Source organism: Strawberry lethal yellows phytoplasma (CPA) str. NZSb11, assembly GCF_000397185.1.
Classification (GTDB): domain Bacteria; phylum Bacillota_I; class Bacilli_A; order Acholeplasmatales; family Acholeplasmataceae; genus Phytoplasma; species Phytoplasma australiense.
Genome location: NC_021236.1, coordinates 381,755 through 401,743, shown reverse-complemented (window position 1 = coordinate 401,743; position 19,989 = coordinate 381,755). Strand labels below are relative to the sequence as shown.

Annotated in this window: 19 protein-coding genes, 1 tRNA gene, 1 other RNA gene and 2 pseudogenes; 10 read left to right on the top strand and 13 right to left on the bottom strand. The window is 28.1% G+C overall.

The genetic code is table 11. From position 1 onward, the window contains the following. Positions 1-13: 13 nt before the first annotated feature. The 5 genes from rpsL to SLY_RS05405 all read left to right on the top strand — a co-directional run bounded on the left by rpsL (position 14) and on the right by SLY_RS05405 (position 4,683). Positions 14-433 carry a 30S ribosomal protein S12 gene (gene rpsL, locus SLY_RS01965; RefSeq protein WP_015637951.1) on the top strand — a complete coding sequence of 140 codons (420 nt, stop codon included), beginning with the start codon at positions 14-16 and terminating at the stop codon, positions 431-433. A gap of 67 nt (positions 434-500) precedes the next feature. Next, positions 501-971, top strand: a complete 471-nt coding sequence (rpsG, locus tag SLY_RS01960; protein WP_015637950.1) for a 30S ribosomal protein S7 — start codon at positions 501-503, stop codon at positions 969-971. 28 nt (positions 972-999) lie between these two features. Further along, positions 1,000-3,066, top strand: coding sequence for an elongation factor G (fusA, locus tag SLY_RS01955; protein ID WP_015637949.1), 2,067 nt, complete (start codon positions 1,000-1,002; stop codon positions 3,064-3,066). A gap of 118 nt (positions 3,067-3,184) precedes the next feature. Further along, a complete protein-coding gene (gene tuf, locus SLY_RS01950) occupies positions 3,185-4,369 on the top strand; it encodes an elongation factor Tu (RefSeq protein ID WP_015637948.1) in 1,185 nt (394 codons plus the stop codon). 137 nt (positions 4,370-4,506) lie between these two features. Beyond that, the gene (locus SLY_RS05405; protein WP_015637947.1) at positions 4,507-4,683 is read left to right on the top strand and encodes a hypothetical protein; all 177 of its coding nucleotides are present in this window, start codon (positions 4,507-4,509) and stop codon (positions 4,681-4,683) included. 612 nt (positions 4,684-5,295) lie between these two features. Here SLY_RS05405 and SLY_RS01945 read toward each other — a convergent pair. The 9 genes and pseudogenes from SLY_RS01945 to SLY_RS01910 all read right to left on the bottom strand — a co-directional run. Beyond that, a complete protein-coding gene (locus SLY_RS01945; RefSeq protein WP_041784315.1) occupies positions 5,296-6,240 on the bottom strand; it encodes an IS3 family transposase in 945 nt (314 codons plus the stop codon). Between the two features lie 239 nt (positions 6,241-6,479). Further along, positions 6,480-6,758, bottom strand: a pseudogene (locus SLY_RS01940) (dTMP kinase); the annotation flags it as partial. Next, positions 6,748-7,380, bottom strand: a complete 633-nt coding sequence (locus SLY_RS01935) for a hypothetical protein (RefSeq protein ID WP_041784314.1) — start codon at positions 7,378-7,380, stop codon at positions 6,748-6,750. The pseudogene SLY_RS01940 and the gene SLY_RS01935, both read right to left, overlap by 11 nt. 22 nt (positions 7,381-7,402) lie before the next feature. Next, the gene (gene dnaB / locus SLY_RS01930; protein ID WP_015637943.1) at positions 7,403-8,686 is read right to left on the bottom strand and encodes a replicative DNA helicase; all 1,284 of its coding nucleotides are present in this window, start codon (positions 8,684-8,686) and stop codon (positions 7,403-7,405) included. Positions 8,687-8,952: 266 nt separating this feature from the next. Then, positions 8,953-9,084 carry a hypothetical protein gene (locus tag SLY_RS05735; RefSeq protein ID WP_015637942.1) on the bottom strand — a complete coding sequence of 44 codons (132 nt, stop codon included), beginning with the start codon at positions 9,082-9,084 and terminating at the stop codon, positions 8,953-8,955. Positions 9,085-9,101: 17 nt separating this feature from the next. Continuing rightward, the gene (locus SLY_RS01925) at positions 9,102-9,569 is read right to left on the bottom strand and encodes a Panacea domain-containing protein (protein WP_015637941.1); all 468 of its coding nucleotides are present in this window, start codon (positions 9,567-9,569) and stop codon (positions 9,102-9,104) included. A 211-nt stretch (positions 9,570-9,780) separates the two neighbouring features. Then, the gene (locus SLY_RS01920; RefSeq protein WP_015637940.1) at positions 9,781-10,008 is read right to left on the bottom strand and encodes a DUF2963 domain-containing protein; all 228 of its coding nucleotides are present in this window, start codon (positions 10,006-10,008) and stop codon (positions 9,781-9,783) included. Between the two features lies 1 nt (position 10,009). Then, positions 10,010-10,645, bottom strand: coding sequence for a sigma-70 family RNA polymerase sigma factor (locus SLY_RS01915; RefSeq protein ID WP_015637939.1), 636 nt, complete (start codon positions 10,643-10,645; stop codon positions 10,010-10,012). Between the two features lie 248 nt (positions 10,646-10,893). Further along, positions 10,894-11,867: pseudogene (locus tag SLY_RS01910) on the bottom strand (kinetochore Spc7 family protein); the annotation flags it as partial. 43 nt (positions 11,868-11,910) lie between these two features. Here SLY_RS01910 and SLY_RS01905 point away from each other — a divergent pair. Further along, on the top strand, positions 11,911-12,147 hold the full coding sequence (locus SLY_RS01905) for a cell division protein FtsH (protein ID WP_015637937.1): 237 nt from the start codon (positions 11,911-11,913) through the stop codon (positions 12,145-12,147). Positions 12,148-12,551: 404 nt separating this feature from the next. Here the strand turns inward: SLY_RS01905 and rsmG are convergent, their stop codons facing one another. The 4 genes from rsmG to ffs all read right to left on the bottom strand — a co-directional run bounded on the left by rsmG (position 12,552) and on the right by ffs (position 15,955). After that, the gene (gene rsmG, locus SLY_RS01900; RefSeq protein WP_012359115.1) at positions 12,552-13,178 is read right to left on the bottom strand and encodes a 16S rRNA (guanine(527)-N(7))-methyltransferase RsmG; all 627 of its coding nucleotides are present in this window, start codon (positions 13,176-13,178) and stop codon (positions 12,552-12,554) included. Further along, the gene (mnmG, locus tag SLY_RS01895) at positions 13,165-15,009 is read right to left on the bottom strand and encodes a tRNA uridine-5-carboxymethylaminomethyl(34) synthesis enzyme MnmG (protein WP_015637936.1); all 1,845 of its coding nucleotides are present in this window, start codon (positions 15,007-15,009) and stop codon (positions 13,165-13,167) included. The genes rsmG and mnmG overlap by 14 nt, the downstream gene beginning before the upstream one ends. A gap of 19 nt (positions 15,010-15,028) precedes the next feature. After that, positions 15,029-15,724, bottom strand: a complete 696-nt coding sequence (locus SLY_RS01890; RefSeq protein ID WP_015637935.1) for a hypothetical protein — start codon at positions 15,722-15,724, stop codon at positions 15,029-15,031. Positions 15,725-15,866: 142 nt separating this feature from the next. Further along, an RNA gene (gene ffs, locus SLY_RS04955) (signal recognition particle sRNA small type) lies at positions 15,867-15,955 on the bottom strand. 385 nt (positions 15,956-16,340) lie between these two features. Between ffs and SLY_RS01885 the strand changes: the two genes are divergently transcribed. The 4 genes from SLY_RS01885 to rny all read left to right on the top strand — a co-directional run bounded on the left by SLY_RS01885 (position 16,341) and on the right by rny (position 19,988). Beyond that, positions 16,341-16,417: transfer RNA gene (locus SLY_RS01885), tRNA-Arg, on the top strand. A 93-nt stretch (positions 16,418-16,510) separates the two neighbouring features. Next, the gene (locus tag SLY_RS01880; protein WP_012359112.1) at positions 16,511-17,530 is read left to right on the top strand and encodes a DNA recombination protein RmuC; all 1,020 of its coding nucleotides are present in this window, start codon (positions 16,511-16,513) and stop codon (positions 17,528-17,530) included. A gap of 162 nt (positions 17,531-17,692) precedes the next feature. After that, entirely contained in the window at positions 17,693-18,052 is a 360-nt protein-coding gene (locus tag SLY_RS01875) for a hypothetical protein (protein WP_012359111.1), read from the top strand. A gap of 313 nt (positions 18,053-18,365) precedes the next feature. Beyond that, positions 18,366-19,988, top strand: a complete 1,623-nt coding sequence (gene rny / locus SLY_RS01870; RefSeq protein WP_015637934.1) for a ribonuclease Y — start codon at positions 18,366-18,368, stop codon at positions 19,986-19,988. Position 19,989: the final 1 nt, after the last annotated feature.

The following is a 19,989-nucleotide window of genomic DNA, read 5'->3' as shown; positions in this document are numbered from 1 at the left end:
AGGAAATAAAAATATGCCTACAGTCTCTCAATTAATTAAAAAAAGAAGAACTAGCAAAACTACTAAAACTAAAGCTCCAGCTTTAAGTTACGGTTTTAATATTTTGAAAAAAAAAGCTCAACATTACGCTTCTCCTCAAAAAATGGGAGTTTGTCTTCGAGTAACTACGATGACTCCTAAAAAACCTAACTCTGCTTTGCGTAAGTTTGCAAGAGTTCGTTTAAGTAACGGTTCTGAAGTAACTGCCTACATTCCTGGAATAGGACACTCCTTGCAAGAACATAGCTCAGTTTTGATCTGTGGCGGAAGAGTTAAAGACCTTCCGGGAGTTCGTTACCACATTATTCGTGGAACTTTAGACGCTACAGGGGTTGCAAACCGTAAACAAGGTCGTTCCAGATACGGAGCTAAAAGACCCAAAGCACAAAAATAATTAATTATAAATATAATAAATAATAAAAACAACAACCAAATAAAAAAAAGAAAGTGGGTGTATTATTTTGTCTCGTAAAGGACACATTAAAAAACGCGATGTTAATCCTGATCCGATTTATAACTCTAAATTAGTAACAAAAGTGATTAACGTTATTATGCAAGATGGAAAAAAAGGAAAAGCACAAACCATTTTTTATCAAGCTTTAAAAAAAGTACAATTGATGACTAAAAGAGAACCTTTAGAGGTTTTCCATGATGCTCTTAATAACATTATGCCGGTATTAGAGGTACGTACACGCCGTGTAGGGGGTCAAAATTATCAAGTACCTTCAGAAATTCGTCCTGAAAGACGTCAATCTTTAGGTTTAAAATGGCTTGTTAAATTTACTAAGCAATGCAATGAAAAAACGATGAAAGACAAACTTGCTAAAGAAATAGTAGATGCTTCTTTAGGACATGGAGTATCGGTTAAAAAAAGAGAAGAAACACATCGCATGGCTGAAGCTAACAAAGCTTTTGCTCATTATCGTTGGTGATATTTGACATTTTATAGGAGAGTAAAAGATGGCACGTCAATTTACCTTAGAAAAAACTCGTAATATTGGTATTATTGCTCATATTGACGCAGGAAAAACTACCACTACCGAAAGAATTTTATTTCATACTGGTAAAATTCATAAAATTGGAGAAACCCATGATGGTGCTTCTCAAATGGATTGGATGGAGCAAGAGCAAGAAAGAGGAATTACTATTACTTCAGCGGCAACAACAGCTTTTTGGAAAGACCATCGTGTAAATATCATTGATACCCCTGGACACGTTGATTTTACAGTTGAAGTTTCACGTTCTTTAAGAGTTTTAGATGGTGCAGTGACTGTTATTGACGCTCAAGCGGGGGTAGAACCTCAAACCGAGACTGTTTGGCGTCAAGCGACCGAATATAAAGCTCCAAGAATTATTTTTGTTAATAAAATGGATAAAATCGGTGCCAATTTTGAATATGCTGTAGAAACTCTTAATCAAAGATTAGGAGTTCATGCAAACCCTATTCAATGGCCTATTGGAGCTGAAAACGATTTTACTGGCATTATTGATTTAGTTACTTTAACTGCTTTTGAATATGATGGCTCACCTGAAGAAAAAGGAAAACCAATTCCAATTCCTTCTGCTTTGCAAGATGTTGCAGAACTCAAAAGAAATGAATTAATCGAGTCTTTATCTAATTTGGATGAAGAATTAATGCTTCTTTATTTGGAAGAAAAACCCATTTCAGCTGAGGTTTTAAAAAAGGCTATTCGTAAAGCTACTTTACAAGCTTCTTTTTTCCCGGTTTTATGTGGTTCATCTTTCAAAAATAAAGGCGTTGTTAAAATGCTTGATGCTATTGTTGATTATTTGCCAGCACCTTGCGATGTAGCACCAATTGTTGGCATCGATGAAAAAAACAAAGAAATTACTCGTCTAAATTCAGACGAAGAACCGTTTACTGCTTTAGCTTTTAAAGTGATGACTGACCCTTATGTTGGAAAATTAACTTTTTTCCGTATTTATGCAGGAAAAGTTAATTCAGGTTCTTATGTTTTTAATACTACCAAAGGAACAAAAGAACGTTTTGGTCGTCTGCTTCAAATGCATGCTAACTCTCGCGAAGAAGTAAAAGAGGCTTATGCTGGTGATATTTTAGCAGTTGTTGGCCTCAAAGGGACGACAACCGGAGATACATTAGCAGCCGAAGGGCAAACGATTGTTTTAGAATCCATGAATTTCCCAGAACCAGTTATAGAAATTGCAGTAGAACCAAAAACTAAAGCAGACCAAGATAAAATGGGAATAGCCTTATCTAAGTTAGCTGAAGAAGATCCTACATTCAGGGTTTTTTCTAATCACGAAACAGGACAAACAATTATTGCAGGAATGGGTGAGCTTCACTTAGATATTATTATGGAACGCCTCAAAAGAGAGTTTAAAATTCAAGCAAACACCACCGCTCCTCAAGTAGCTTATCGCGAAACCATCACCCAAGAAACTGAAACTGAAGGAAAATTCATTCGTCAATCTGGTGGTCGTGGTCAATACGGTCATGTTTGGATGCGTTTTGAGCCAAACCCAGGAAAAGGATTTGAATTCGTTAATAAAATTGTTGGGGGCGTTGTTCCTCGTGAATATGTTCCTGCAGTTCAAAAAGGAATTCAAGAAGCGCTTGCTGGTGGTATTTTGGCGGGTTATCCAATCGTTGATATCAAAGCTACCTTATTTGATGGATCTTATCATGATGTCGATTCTTCAGAAATGGCTTTTAAAATTGCTGCATCAATGTCCTTAAAAGAAACTAAAACTAAAGGGAACCCAGTTATTTTAGAACCAATTATGAATGTGGAAGTTGTTACCCCTAATGATTATGTTGGTAATGTTATTGGAGATTTAACTTCAAGAAGAGGTCGCTTAGAAAACCAAGAAACACGCGCTAATGCTATCGCTATTAAAGCTTTAGTACCTCTTTCTGAGATGTTTGGCTATGCTACCGTTTTGCGTTCCAATACCCAAGGAAGAGCTACTTTTATAATGCAATTTGCAAAATATGAAAAAACTCCAAAAAGCATCACTGAAGAAATTATTAAACAACGTAGTTAATTAAAAAAATAAAATTTTTAATATAAAACAGTTGATATATTTTTAAAAATAAGTTAAAATTTAAATGGTAATAATTATATTAAAAACCTAAACGAAACAAAAGGAGGCCTTTTGCAAAATGGCTAATGAAAAATTTATAAGAAATAAACCTCATTTAAATGTTGGAACTATTGGACACGTAGACCACGGAAAAACTACTTTAACAGCTGCAATAACTCAAGTTTTATCTACTCAAGGATTGGCTAAAAGTAAAGCTTATGACCAAATTGATAACGCTCCTGAAGAAAGAGAACGTGGAATCACCATCAAAACTTCTCACGTTGAATATGAAACTTCTAAAAGACATTACGCTCACGTTGACTGCCCTGGGCACGCTGACTATGTTAAAAACATGATTACTGGAGCCGCTCAAATGGACGCTGCCATTCTAGTTGTTTCTGGTGCAGATAGTGTAATGCCTCAAACTAGAGAACATATTTTATTGGCTCGCCAAGTTGGAGTTCCTAAAATTGTTGTTTTCTTAAATAAATGTGATCTTTGCCCTGATGAAGAAATTTTAGAATTAGTGGAAATGGAAGTTCGTGAATTATTATCTAAATACGATTTTCCGGGTGATGACACACCAATTATCAGAGGATCTGCTTTAAAAGCTTTAGAAGGTGACGCTCATTACGTTGCTCAAGTTAATGAATTAATTCAAACTTTAGATACTTATATTGAAGACCCAGCTCGTGAAGTTGACAAACCTTTCTTAATGCCAGTTGAAGATGTTTTCACTATTACTGGTAGAGGAACAGTTGTTACTGGTAGAGTTGAAAGAGGTCAAGTAGAAGCTGGTGATGAGATTGAAATCGTAGGTTTGAAAGAAACTAAAAAAACAATTGTAACAGCAGTGGAAATGTTTAAAAAAGACCTAGATTTTGCTCAAGCAGGTGATAACATTGGTGCTTTATTACGTGGGATTAACCGAGAAGACGTTCAACGTGGACAAGTTTTGGCTAAACCAGGATCTGTTAAACCTCATTCTAAATTCGTTGCTCAAGTTTATGTTTTGACCAAAGAAGAAGGCGGCCGTCATACTGCATTTTTCTCCCAATATCGTCCTCAATTTTATTTCCGTACTACTGATATTACAGGGGTGGTTGAATTACAAGGTGATGTTAAAATGGTTATGCCAGGAGACAACACTGAATTAGTTGTTACTTTAAACAACCCTATTGCAATTGAAGAAGGAACTAAATTTTCTATTCGTGAAGGCGGAAAAACAGTTGGCGCTGGATCAGTTTCTAAGATTTTAAAATAATTTTTTTGAAAAAAGCCTTAAAAAAGGCTTTTTTTCATTTTTTAGAAATTATTATTAATAAAAAAAATAAAAAAAAGGTAATATATAAGTGTACTTTAAGAAGTATAAAATTAAATTTATTGTAGAGGTGGTTTAAAATGAAATCAAATAACAATATTATAGTTAACGATTCATTTAAAAACATTAATAATAATTTTCTTTCTTTTTCTGATACAACTGATTACAAACACCAAGCCACACGCAAAGGTGTTGCTTTCAAAACTATTTTACTTTTATTTGGGGAGATGATGTTTTTTAGACATTTTTTGTTTTAAAAAATTATTCTTTAAAACTACAAAAATAATAGATAATTTCATATCTTTTCAAATCAACAAAACAAATTAATTAAACCAAAATCGTCCATAAGTTTTTTAATATTTTGCTCGTTTCAAAAGATATATTTTTATCCCTTCACTATATAAGAGGCAAAAAAAATCGAAAACGCTAGTCTAAAATGAAGGGGTGTTAATTTTTTTACAAAATAATCACGTTTTTTGATGTTTTGTGATTTTGCAAGGGTATTTTTGCTCAAAAAAATTGCACTGTTCCTTTTTTTAATACAACTTTTTATTTAAAAATTACTCTTTAAGACTTTAAAATTAAATAGATAATTTCATATCTTTTCAAATTAACAAATAATTTCATTACACTTAAAAAGTGTCTAATGTTTTTTCATAATTTGCTAATTTCAAAAGATATTTTTTTAATATTTTATCCCTCCACTATATATATAGGCCAAAAAAAAGAAAAACTCTCCATAAAAATGACATGGGTTGCATTTTTTTATGCAATAATAATCGATTTTTAATTTTTTACTTAAAAAAATGTACAGTGAAATAACCTCTTTTAAAAAGGTTGCAGTTGAATTCGTCAATTAATTAAAATATTTATCTAAAAGATTGAGAATATTTTAAAGGCGATAAAGTATTTAATTTAGTTAAAAGCCATTTATGATTCCAAAAAGAAGTGAATCGATTGATTATTTTTTTGATTTTGCATGGAACTTGTTGAAATAAAAACGGATGTTGGTTGAATAAAATACTTTTCATCTGGCCAAAAAAGTTCTCAATCACGGCGTTATCGCGTGGGGTTGCTTTGCGGGACATGCTGATTAAAAACCTTTTTTTAGTTAAGGTTTGTTGTACTTTTAGGGATTGATAAACTAATCCTTGGTCGGAATGGATAACACAAGGTTCTTTTAATGGAGGTAGTTTTTTGATTGTATTTAAAATTAATTCTTTATCTTGGCGATTCGAAGTATGGGATGCGATGATTTGGTTGTTAAAAGAATCGATGATGGCAGAAAAATAGATAAATCCTTGGGAAGTATAAAAATAAGTAATGTCGGTGAATAATTTTTTCATAGGTTGGGATGAGGTAAAGTCTTGATTGATTAAATTTGGTGCAACTTGGAGGTTAGATTTTAAATTTTTATGATAATAATATTTATTTTTTTTAGGCCTTAACTTACAACAAATATTATTTTCTTTCATGATAAGATAAACTTTTTTCTTAGTAATGGGTTCGTTAAAAGTTTTTTGGTATAAATCAGTAATTTTACGATGGCCGTAAAAATATTGGTGGTGTAAACATAAAAATTTAATTCTTTTTTGTTGTAAAAAATATTTTTTTTGTTTTAATTTTTTCTTTTCTTCAATTTTTAGCCAATAATAATAAGTACTTCGATTAATGCGAATTGTTTTTAAAATGGTAGTTAAATTTAGGTCTTGAGAAAATTGTTTAACCAATTGAAAAACTATTTTTTTATTAATAGTTTGAATGTGAGAAATCATATTTTGTAATAATCTTATTTTTTGCTTTAATTTTTGCATTATTAACACCAATTATCTTATATCTTAATATTTTTTTTATTAATTACAAAGATAATTATAACTCAAAAATATATTTAAAATTTAATTTTAAAATATATTTATTAAATTACTATATAATATTAATGATTATGTTTCTAATAAGGTTAAACCCGAATTAATCATTACTCATCACAAACCAATTCAAAACAGCCTTGGAGGGCTTTTTTGAATTGGTGTTTAGTTTTACCCACGGGTTTAAGGTCAACTATAACAAGATAACCACTCAATAAAGCAGGGATTATTAATTCATCTTGAGTTTGCATCATATTGGCAAGACTAAGTAAATATTTAGTTTTAGGACATATTTTGGATTGATGTAAAAATAAATTTCTGATTTCTTTTCCAATGATGGAACTGCCTAAACCTTGAAAAACTTTGATTTGATAGCCTTTATTTTCAAAAAAAGTTTTTAATTCGTTAATTAAAGTAGTTTTGCCACTTCCGTCAACACCTTCAAAACTAATTAATTTATTTGTCATTAGGGTGAACCATCTTTTTAATTAAATTAATAGGTGAAAAAGGAATGAATTGGTTGGTTAGTAAGTTTTGTAAGAATAGATTGGCTGAATTGGAAAATAAATTGATTACTTTGTTAATTGATTGTACTTTACCATTTTTAATTTTATTATTTAATCTTTGAGTTTCGGATTCATCATTTGTTAACAAATAAAACCCAAAACGAGTGTTTAGTTTTTTGATTTGTTCCCCTTCTACTATTGATTGTTTGTATCTATCTCTAAGGCAAGTTTTGAAATTGAAAGCAATTATGCGTTTTGTTTTAGTAAACAATACTAAATCAAATTTAATATCGGGGATGAAAAATAAATATGATTGAGGATATAAATATTTAATTCCTTTGTGATTTAGATAAAGCAAAATTAAGTATTCGTTAATTTTTCCACGAATTGATTTTTGGCTTTGAGAGTTGTGTTGGTTGTTGGTTAAATATTCATTGAGTATATTATGGCAATCAAACATATACTGATTAAAAGCTTTGTTGAAAAAAATTGGTTGAACTATTTGTTTGGTTATGTTAACGCACAAAGATTTATGATTAAAAACGTTAATATTATTAAAATCTAAATTAGATATTTGTTTCATATTTTTATTTCCTTTTTTATTCTTATTCTTTTGCTTCAAATCTTTGAATTTGTTTATAAAAATTAAAACTACATTCGCCTAATTGACCGCTACGGTTTTTGGCAATAATTAAATTCGTATGTGGGTCAATATCAGGTTTTTGATAATAACTTTCGCGGTGTAATAACATCACAACATCAGCGTCTTGTTCGATTGTTCCTGAATCTCTTAAATCTGTTAATTGTGGGCTTTTAACTTCTCTTACATAAGTTGCACGGTTCATTTGACTCAAAGCCACAATTGGAATATTAAGTTCACTTGCTAGTTTTTTTAATTCGCGCGAAATCACAGATATTGCTTGGTATGTATTAAAACTTTGGTCGTCTTTTAATAAATGGAGGTAATCAATAAAGACAATATCAAGTCCCTTAGTATATTTTATTTGACGGCATTTGGTTTTAATATCTTCAATTTTGTTATTTCTATCATCATCAATTAAAATGTTTAATTGCGTAATTTTGTCATCAGCGATAAGTAATTGTAATTTGTCATTTTTAGTTAAGTTTTTGTGTTGGAGTTGTTTTAAAGGGATTTGAGAAGCAGAAGAAAGTAACCTAATTCCTAATTCTTCCGCTGCCATTTCTAAACTAAAAATAACTGCTTTTTGGTTTTCGGGGTTGGTAGTAAAGTTTTTTGCAATATTACAAGCCAAATTTAACATAAAAGCAGTTTTCCCCATTCCAGTTCTTGCGCCTAAGATAATTAATTGGTTTGGTTTGAAACCAGAAATTAATTCATCTAGATTTTTAAAGCCTGTTTTGATTCCTACAAGTTGGTTGTCTTTGTCATCATTAACAATACTTTGGCGAATATAAGGAATTAATGTTTTTGTAGAAATAAAAGGAGATTTGGTTTTTTGCATAAAACTTTCTACTTGGTTTTTGACTGTTTGCAGATAATTGTGAATATTTTTACTTTTTGATAATGCGGTTGGTAATTGTTTGATTAATCCTAACAAATCTCTTTTAAGGGAATTTTCTTTAATTAAATCAATATATGTCTCTAAATATTCACTTGCAGGGGCCGCCTCCACTAATTCAATTAAATAATCAATTCCTCCTATTTTGTATAAATTGTTATCTAAAACAGAACCCACCGTAACATAATCAATTTCGCGATTTTGCAGTTTTAATTGCTTCATTGTCTCAAAGATACAACGATGCTTGGGGTTGGAAAAATTGTTTGTGTTGACTAAATTTATAACAGCATCCATTTTTTCTTGATTTAACAATAGTGCTCCCAATAATGCACGTTCGGCTTCAATCATCTTTCAAACTCCTTTTTTTGTGATTTGGGTTATTTATTCATTTATGTTATTATATTTGCTTTGTTTTTGTATTTTTAAATCCCTTTTGATTTTAGATTTTTTGCATAAAAAAAGACTCTCGATTAGAAGAGTCTAAGGGTTGCAAGAAAGAATATTTTAGTTAATTTTTACTTGTTAATTTAATGGTTTAAGAGATAAAAAAGAATAAATAATAGTTAAAATATTATTTTAAAATCCATTCTTTAGGATTACCAATTCCTATAAAATTACAAAAATAATTTTTGTTCTAAATCATTTAAAATTTGTTGGTAATTACAAGTTAAATTTCTTGTTTTAGATAAATATAAAATAATGTTTTTTGTTTCGCAAAATTGAAATATAACTTTTTGAGTTGACATTTCTTTTATTATTTTTGTTATATTAGATGTTTTTTAGATAAATAACATTGTTTTAATATTGAATCTAAAATAGAGTTTTGTGAAACATCTTTCTTTTTATAACTTATTTGATAAGGACCATTTTCTTTATGAATAAAATCATATATTTGTCTTAATGGTTTAGAACCATGTTTTTTTAAAATGCTATTCATTATTTGGATATGTTCTTTGGTAAATTTATTTTCATCGTATTTTTGAGAAAATGTTATTGTTTTATCAAATTTGGTGGGATATTTAATTTGTTCTAAATATAAAGGCAATGAAATAGGACCTTCTTCCCAAGCCTCAAAATCATTTTCAAACATAGGAATGTTGTATTTAAGTAAATATTTACAATATGTCAAAAATACTAATTTTTGGATTTTCATACGAGTAAAATCATCTTTGTTTTGGTGTTTTACTAAATAAGTTGCAACATCTAGAATATCTATTTTATTAGATTGCATAGTTATTTGCTCCTTTATTGTGTTATAAAATTATACTTTTCTATTTCTTTGAGAATAATAATTTTGAATAAGTTTATCAGGAATATTATTTAAAGCAAAATATTGCGATATATAACTTCTTTCCCCAAGGAGAATTTGGTCTATGTGTTATATTTACTAATTCGGTATAAAAAATACCCCTTCAAAAAAAGGGGTTTAGTTTATATATTAATTAAAAAGTTTTTTCTTCTTTAATTGTTCCGTCGGAGTTGTAATAGGTTTCTTTGGTTGGTTCCTCTGTTATGGGGTCATACTCAGTAATATAATCTATTGTTTTGCCATTTTTATTAAACCAAGTTGGTTTAATAAAATTCAATGTATCGGGATCATGTTCGTGAATGGCGTAAATTGTTTTACCATCAATATTGTAGTAAGTAGTTGTGTTTTTTTTACAATTCATATTATTTATTTCCTTTTTTATATATTTTTTTTAATTTAGCAATTGCTTTGGTTTTGATAATTTCTACTTGCCTTGAAGATAAATTTAACATTTGTCCTATATTTTTGTTGGAATACTCAATTTGGGGCTCTTCATTAATATTTCCCAAAGGAACCCCAAAACTTAATTTAATAATTTCGAATTCTTGGGGATTTAAAATATTTTTAAGTTTTTTTAAGAATAATTCATGATTAGCTTGGTTTAGCCAAATTTGATGAGGGTTTAGATTGTTGTTATTAATAGATTGGGGTTGGTTTTCTTCAAAAGGAATATTATCTGCTTGTTTTTCTTTCCGAAAAACTTCTCTGGAAATGGAAGTAGTTTGTAGGCCTCTAATAAGTTCTGTAATTTCACCTTTAATTGTTGGGTTAGCATAGGCAATAAAATCACATCCTAAATATTGATAATTATTTAAAGCTTTGATTAAACCTAAAATTCCTTCTTGGTATAAATCCTCTCTTTGGAGTGCTTTAGGGAAGTATTTAAATTGGTTGGCTATTTTTTTTACTAATGGAAAATGCATTTTAATCAATTGATCGCGAATTGCTAAATTATTTTTATTTTTTAAAAAATCTTTAAATAATTTTTGTCTTAACATTTTATTCCTTCCTAAAAATATTTTTAGAAAAGATATGAAATTATTTTTTTAGTCTTGAAAAGAAAAAAGACTAACTATTAAGTTAATCTTAAAGAATTTTTAAAAAGTAAAAAGTTGTCCAAAGTTTTGGAACACCTCAAGTTTGATTGTTTCACAAATTTGTTTACCTTTCTTGATAATGGTGATAATTAATTATATCACTTATCACCATTATACAATTTTATTAATAAAATGTTTGGAGAAAATAATTATTTATTTGGAATCATAACCATTTCGGGGATTTTACCAACTCGTCTAGCTTGCAGTCGTTTTTGAGCGCGCGCATAACTTGGATTATTTTGTTTTAGTTCTTCTTTTTTAGTATCGATTTCATTTTCTTTGTCTTCTATTTTTTTTCTAATTTGGATTTGTATTTATATAATTTGTCAGCATCTGAAACTTTATTGTGTTGTTTTTCTAATTCACCGATGATTTTTTTATATTCATTAATAACTGATTGTTCTTTTTGTTCTATTCCGCTAACTATTTCTCTAGATTGGCCTAATTCTTTATTTAAATTATCTTGGTTAAGACGAAGTTTATAATCACCTAATTTTTTTTCGTAATCTTTGTAGTCAGCGTCAAGTTTGGCTAAATCACGGTCAATATCTCGAGTATACATTTCTAAAGCTTCTTTGGTAATCATTGGTGGATGTTCTTTGTTTTCATTAGCTACTTCATTATACATGTGCCATAAACGGTGCCCTTCGTGAAGAACTAAAGCAACTTTTGACATACCTTGAGCGAACTTACGCGTAACACTTATTGTTTTATCTAAAGTTTTGAGAACCATTCTTCCAGGGATTAAGTCAGTAACTTTATCAAAACCTTTGAAGACCCATTTGGCAATATTTCCTGCTGATGCTTCATGTTCTTTTTCGTAAGTTATCATGCGGTTATACATTTCTCGATATTTTAATTTTAAGGATTGATATAATTCTTTTTCGAGTTTGATTTCTTCAAGTTTTTTATTGACTTCATCAATTTCTTTTTGGATTTCAGCACGGCGATCTTCGACTGATTTGATTTGGTTATATAAGTTTTTTTCTCCTTCAGTTAAATCTTTTAATCGTTCTTCTAAAATTCTTTTGTAGTTTTCAGCACCAGATAACATATCTTGGTAGTATTTTTGATCTGTTTCTAAATTTTTGATTTGAAGTTTTATTTTTCCAATTTCACCAACTGCTTATGATGATTTTAAACAAGCAACTAAAATCGCTCGTTTAATGGTAACTAAATATGGAATGAGTGATTTAGGTCCAGGACAAGATTCAGAATTCTCTGATAAAACAGCAATTGACCAAGAAATTAAAAAAATTATTGATATGTGTTATTTGCAAGCAAAAGAAATTATTTCTCAAAATAAATTATTGCTTGATAAAATTACTAATTTATTATTAGAACAAGAAACAATTACTAAAGAAGAAATAGATAAATTAGTTGCAACAAAACAACTTAATTAATAAAAATTATTTGAATAACTTTTAAATTGAATAATTTCAATTTATATTATTTCTCTCTTTTTCAATTTTTTTGCACTTTATATAAATTATTTTGAAAAGCTAAAAATCAATTATTGATATCAGTTTGTTCATTTTTTCAATATTGCAAATATAATATCGCATGATTATATGTTAATAAATTAAAAAATAATAATTAAATTAAGTTATATTAAATTGTTTCTGCTGCTTTTTATTAACTTATCCTAAAATGCCAAAAGAGTTTTTTTAAATCTTTCTCTTTTATAAATTTAATTGGTTTTAAACAATTATTTAATTGATTTAGTTTTTTTAAATGTTTTCATCCTTCTTTTAAGAGTTACGGGAAAAAAATAAGGCCACTATTTTTAGTGGCCTTATTTTATCTTTTAATGAGTTTGAAATAATAAATTGATTCGTGTCCCTAATTGATTGGGCAATTCTTGTTTATTTATTTTAATTAAATTCATTTTTATCTTTTTAATAATGTGTTGACTATCTTTTAACTCTTCTGCGTACTTTTTTCCTTTCATTGCCACAAAATAGCCATTTTTTTTGATTAAAAGGCGACACCACTTTAAAATCAAATCCAGCCTACCTAAAGCCCGAACCAAAACACAATCGTAACTTAAAGTATGTTTTTCCGCTCTTTGATGAACAAAACAGATGTTTTTCAAACCTAAAACAACTGTCAATTGTTTTAAAAAATTAATTTTTTTTAAAGAAGATTCAACAATTGTTATTTTTAAATTCGGATAAATTATTTTTAAAGGAAAAGAAGGAAACCCAGCTCCAGAACCCACATCACAAACATTTTGAATTTGATTAAAATCTAGTATTTCTTTCAAAATCAAGGAATCATAAAAATGTTTGCAATAAACATCTGATAAAGATATTAAAGCAGTGAGATTATATTTTTTATTTTCTTGGTTTAAAAAGCGATAGTATAAATCAAATTGTTGCAATTGATGAGGATTAAGTTTGAATTTTTTTGTTAATAAATCAGGATAAAGCACGTTCTTTACCTAAATAAATTAACAAGATTGAAATATCTACTTGATTGACTCCTAAAATTCTTGAAGCCTGGCCTAAAGTTTCTGGTTTAATTAAAGTTAATTTTTCCTGTGCCTCTTTAGATAAGTTTTTAATTTCTGAATAATTGATTTTTTCAGGGATTTTTTTCTGCTCCAATTTTAATAACTTCTCTGCTTCTTTTTTTGCTTTTGCAATATAACCTTCGTATTTTATCTGTATTTCTGCTTGTTCATATGTTTTTTGATCTGCTTTTATTTTTAAAAAATGTTGTAATGTTTGATAGTTGAATTCAGGACGTTTTAATAATTGAAATAAAGTTGTTTTCCCTGTCAAAGTAGTTTTTAAATAATCTAAATTTTTTTCTTCAGACAAAATTTCATGATTTTGACTCATTTTTAAAATTAATTGAAGGGATTCTTTTTTCTTTTTAAAAGCTTCATAATTTTTTGCATCTATTAAACCAAAATGATTGCTATATTCTTTTAAACGCAAATCAGCATTATCATGTCTTAACAATAAACGGAATTCAGCGCGAGATGTTAACAAACGATAAGGTTCTTTAGTCCCTTTGGTGATTAAATCATCAATTAAAACTCCAATATAAGCTTCGTTTCTTTTTAAAACAAAAGGACTTTTATTTTGTAGTTTCAATGAAGCGTTAATTCCTGCCATCAACCCTTGACAAGCCGCCTCTTCATATCCACTAGTGCCATTCATTTGTCCTGCAAAAAAAAGATTATTAATTTTTTTAGTTTCTAAGTTGTGTTTTAGTTGGCTTGGGTTAAAAGCATCGTATTCAATGGCATAACCATATTTAGCAATTTCAGCGTTTTGCAATCCTGGAATAGTTTTTAAAATTTCATGTTGTATGTTTTGCGGCATACTGGTGGAAAGTCCTTGCAAATACATTTCATCTAAAGAAACACTTTCAGGTTCAATAAAAATTTGATGACTTTTTTTATCAAAAAACCTTACTACTTTATCTTCAATAGAAGGGCAATATCGTGGCCCCGTTCCTTTAATATATCCGCCATACATTGCTGATTTGTTGAGATGCTTTTGAATTACTTGATGGGTTTTTTCGTTAGTATGTGTTAAAAAACAAGCTTCTTGTGATCCTAATTTTTTTATATCACTATCAAAACTAAATGTTTGTAAATCTGTATCGCCTAATTGGATTTTGGTTTGAGCGTAATCAATCGTTGCTTTTTTAATTCTTGGCGGCGTTCCCGTTTTAAGGCGAATAATTTCAAACCCTAAATCTTTTAATTGTTGGCTGATGCCATAAGTGGTAGGAGTTCCGTTGGGTCCAGAGGCTGTTTTAGTTTCTCCAATCAATATTTGACTTGATAAATAAGTTCCGGTTGTAATAATGACAGTTTTTGCATAAATTTTTCGACCATCTAACAAACAAACCCCTTGAATTTGATTATTCTTGATTAATAAATGATTTACTAACCCTTCTAATAAATCTAAATTAGGAGCGGTTTGCAACATTTTTAAAATAATTTTGGGGTATTGTATTTTGTCAATTTGAGCTCTTAAAGCTCTAACGGCGGGTCCTTTGGAAAAGTTAAGCATTTTCATTTGTATTTGTGCTAAATCTGCTGCTTTCCCCATTACTCCCCCTAAAGCATCGATTTCACGAACAACAACTCCTTTAGCAGGTCCTCCGATTGAAGGGTTGCAATGTAGAGAGGCTATTTTTTTTAAAGAACTTGAAATTAATAAAGTTTGATGTTTTTTAGCCAATATTAAAGCAGCTTCAACTCCTGCGTGTCCTGCGCCAACAACAATACTATCGTATTCCATTTTTAACCTCTTCCCCTTTTTAATTTTTTAAGTTATCATCCTTTTCTGCTTCATTTTCTAATGGTTTATATTCAGGATTATATTTTTTTTGTTGTTCAATGAGGTTTGCAAAAAAAGTTTCCCCTAAATCTTTTTTAATTTTTTCTAATGTTTTTTTTAATTCTTGGTCTTGAAAAAAAGCTAATTGTTTTTGTTTATTTTTAATCCAGTGATTAATCATGAAAATAAAAATTAATAAAATAATTAAAGGAATCCATAAAAACCAGCGATTTTTGTTTTGAAAAACTGAAAGGGTTAAAAAAACAACTAATAAACAAGGAAGAAAAACCAACCCAAAAGCAATTTTGATTCTGTTTATTAGACTAATTTCTTTTTGATAAACTTTTGTCATGAATTCTAGCCAAAAAATATTTATTTTTTTTTGGTATAAAGCTGCAAAATGTTGATAATAATCTTTGTCAATTAAAAGTCTGCAAACCCCTTGATTAGCTGTCCAAACAGCAAATTGCCTTGATTGAAATAAAGCATTATAATATTTGCTTTGTTCTAAATAATAAAATTCAATTTTGACTAAATCTCCGTCTAAAATAATTTCTTCCGTTAAAAAAGGATCTCCTTGCAAAGAGTGATAAAAATTAGTTAATAATTTTAACCGCTTTTTCTTTTTTTTAAAAAACAACCAATTCATATAAGGTATTTTAATTTTTCTTGACATTTTCTTTTATCAAATCTTTTATTTTGATATAGTCAACGCCAACATCTTTCTTTCATAAATTTTTGCAACTGATTTTAAAAATTATAAAAATTCCAGTTGCTTCAAGCCTACCATGAAATTTTAGATATAAAAGTAGCTTTTTCAAACCTTGCTAATCACATAACAAAAAACTTATGGCTGCTTCAATCAAGACCTGACCAAATTCATTTTTTTACTATTGAATAACAAAGTTTGAAAAAGCTACTTCTTAAAACATATATTATAAATAAACAAACCTTTTAATTTTTAAATTGAAATTTAAAAAATTACATTACTATTATAAACTTTTTTTTAGTTTTTTGTGCAAATAAATTTTTTGGATTAAAAAAACTTAGTTTTTTGAAGTGTATTCTTTTTATTATTTTGAATATTTTTCATTAACTGTTTTTTTGCTTTTAAAAGTTATTATTATTTGTTATAATATAATAAGAATAGAAGAATAGATTGATTTTTTAAAGGAAATTTATTTTCTAGAATAAAGTTTTAATAATTAAAAATTTTTAATTAGTTAAAAAAATAATTGCTTCCTTTGTTTATTTTTTTCGTTTTTATGCTAAAATATTTATTGTTATGTTTTGTTTGAGTAGCTCAGCAGGATAGAGCAACGGCCTTCTAAGCCGTCGGTCGGGGGTTCGAATCCCTTCTCAAACGCCATTTTTTAAATCAATTAATTTTTTAAATATTAACGAAAAATCACTTTTAAATTGTTGAAAAATAATTAATATACAAAAGGAACCATTAAAATTCATGGATACATTGCAAATTTTAATCTTAATTCTTTTAGCTATATTAATCATTATTACTATTTTTATAATTTTTATTTTAAGTAAATTTTTTTTGAAAAATCAACCTTTAGAAAACAATTTTCAAGATTTAAAACAATCTTTTAATATGTTAGATATCAGAATAAATAATTTAACTCATCAGAGTAAGGATAGTTTAACCCAAGAGATAAAGGATACTCGCAAACACTTAATTTCTAATCTTGAAAACTCCTTAAAAGTTTTAAGAGAGCAAAATGCTAGTGGTTTTCAAGGTGTGCAAGATATTCATAAATTGTTGTCTCAAAATGATAAAGCCGGTCAGGCGGGGGAATTTTTATTAAACCGTATTTTAGAAAACATTTCATATATTAAAGATAAATTGGTTTTTCAAAAACAATTTGTTATGAAAAAAACCATTAACAGGCATCATTTAAGAGTGGATGTTATGTGTAAAGGGCATGGAAAATTTATTCAAATTCCAATTGATTCTAAATTTCCTACAAGAGATTTTTTAACATTCTTAAATGACGATAATCAAATAGAATTAAAGAAACGTTTTTCTGATAATGTTAAAAAAAGAATCAAAGAAGTTCAAAACTATGTTAGTCAAGAAGATTCAGCCCCTTATGCTATTATGTTTGTTCCTTCTGAAAGTATTTTTTCTCAAATTAATGCAGATCAAGAATTAATATCATTTGCTTTTAGCAGAAACGTTATCGTTGCCAGTCCTTCTATTTTGTTAGCAATTTTAAATTCAGTTGATTATTATTTGCAAGTTTTTGAAAGTGTTCAAAATAATGAAGAAAAATTGGATTGCATTAATAAAGTTTTTGAAGCAATGAGGAATTTTGACAAAACTCTTTTTAATAATTTAAAAACATCTTTACAAAAAACTTTAGATGTTATCGAAGATATGGATAAAAAAGAAAAAACCTTGCAAAAACGTTATGAAAAATTATTAGAAGTTAGCAAGAGAGAAAAAGAAAGTAAAAAAAAATTATAGATTAGCGAAAACTTTGTAAATATCTTTTTTGCTTATTATATAATATATACGGATACTAAACTATTTTTATTTAGTATTTTACCTTTTTTTGTTTAAGTGCTCCAAAATTTGCATTTAAATTTTTAATTGGTATTTTTATTTTTTTTAATTTTAAATTAAAGGATGTTTTTAAGTTTTACATTGATCGCTCAATATAATAAAAAAATTATCATTAGTATTTTGATTTTTTCCATCATTATTTTTTTAGGTTTTTTCATCTTTATTAATTATCGGGATTTTTTTGAAAATGAAGCTCCTGATGATGTAATTTCTGAAACCACTTCATTAATTGAACCAACGCCTGCTGTTTCTGAAGAAAATAGCTCCCAATCTAAAATAGATATCGTTAAAGATAAAGTTTTAAATAAATTAGGTACTGTAGCTGATAAAATGATTAATTCACAAAAAGTAAATAAATATTTAAACGATATCCCTAATAAATTAACTTCTTTGGTAATAAAAGACAAAAAAACAAAAAAGTAAATTTATGAAACTAATTTTTTTTATAAAATATCTTAATAATTATTTTTTCATATAAAAGCTAATCTCTTAAGGTTAGCTTTTCAGTTTTTTAAAAAAATATTTATTAAGATAAAATATTACACTTTTTATTATTACACTTTTTATTATTTTATTCGAATAAAATAATATTTTTTTTATAATAATTAACTTTTATTTTCATTTTTTTCTTTTTTCTTTAATTCAGAGTTAAATAATAAAAAAAATATTTCAAATAATTAAAAAATTTCTTTATTTCTTTATTTATCATATTAAAAAATTATTTTCATATGATTTAATGAATCATAAAACAATCAATAAAAAGATTATAAAAAAGAAAGGTATAAATCAAGTGTCATGCGGGTTTAATACGATTTTTATTCCTGTTGTTTTTTTTTCTTTAGGTATATCAACTGGTTATTTATTTTATTATTTCTTTAATCGTAAAAAAATCCATCAAGAACAAGCCAAATTCAAAAAACAAGTTCAAGAAAAGTCAGAAGAACTTGAAACATACGGAAAAGAAATAGTTAGAAATGCCAAAATAGAAATATCCGCATTAAGAAATAAAATGGAACGTGATTTGCATGAAAGAACTAATATTATAGTTAAATTAGAAGAAAAAAACAATCGTCGTGAAGAATTGTTTAACAATAGAACAGAAAACTTAAATAAAAGAGAACAATATTTAGATGAAGAGTTACGAAAAATTAATTATACTAAAAATAAGCTAGAAATGCAGATCAAAGAACAAGAAATTATTTCACAAAATCAAAAAAACAAACTAGAACAAATAGCTTCTTTAAACCAAGAAGAAGCTAAAAAAATTATTATGGAAGAAGTTAGAAATAAGACTGCTAATGAAATTTTTATGTATATCAAAAAAGAAGAAGAAAAAGCGAAATTAGAAGTTTCTAAAAAAGCCAAAATGCTTTTGATTTCAACGATGCAAAGTTATTCTTCTGATATTACAGGAGAAAAAAATATTAGTGTTGTTGATATCCCTAATGAAGAAATGAAAGGCCGTATTATTGGTCGTCAAGGAAGAAACATTAAAGCTTTAGAAGTTTTGACAGGGGTAGATTTAATTATCGACGAATCTCCTTTAACGGTAGTTTTAAGTAGTTTTAATCCTGTTAGAAGAGAAATTGCTAAAAAAACTTTAGAATTACTAGTTTTAGATGGCAGAATTCATCCTTCTCGTATCGAAAAAGCGTTAGAACAATCAACTTCAGAAGTTAATAATTTTATCAAAGAATTAGGCGAAGAAGCTGTTTTTATGACTAAAATCGGCGAAGTTCATCCTGATTTAATTCAACTTTTAGGAAAATTACATTTTCGTTTAAGTTATACTCAAAATGTTTTAAAACATTCTTTGGAAGTTGCTTTTTTGGCAGGAAAACTAGCAGCAGAATTGGGAGAAGACGAAATTATTGCCAGAAGAGCAGGGCTTTTTCATGATATCGGTAAGGCCTTAGATCATGAAATGGAAGGTGGTCATGTTGAAATCGGAACTGCTTTAGCTTATAAATATAAAGAAAAAAAAGAAGTTATTGATGCTATTGCTTCTCACCATGAAGATCAAGTTGCAGATACAACAATTGGAGCTTTAGTTGCTATCGCAGATACTCTCAGTGCAGCAAGACCCGGAGCCAGAAAAGAATCAATCGAAAATTATATCCAAAGATTAACTAAATTAGAAAGCATTGCAAACTCTATCAAAGGAGTTGCTCAATCTTACGCTGTACAAGCTGGTCGTGAAATTAGAGTCATTGTTAAACCAGAAGCAATCAACGACCATTTTATGTCTTCAATTGCAAGAACAATTAAAGAACAAATAGAAAAAGATATTAGTTATAATGGAGTTATCAAAGTTACTGTTATAAGAGAAACAAGAGCCATTGAACTAGCTAGATTCTAGT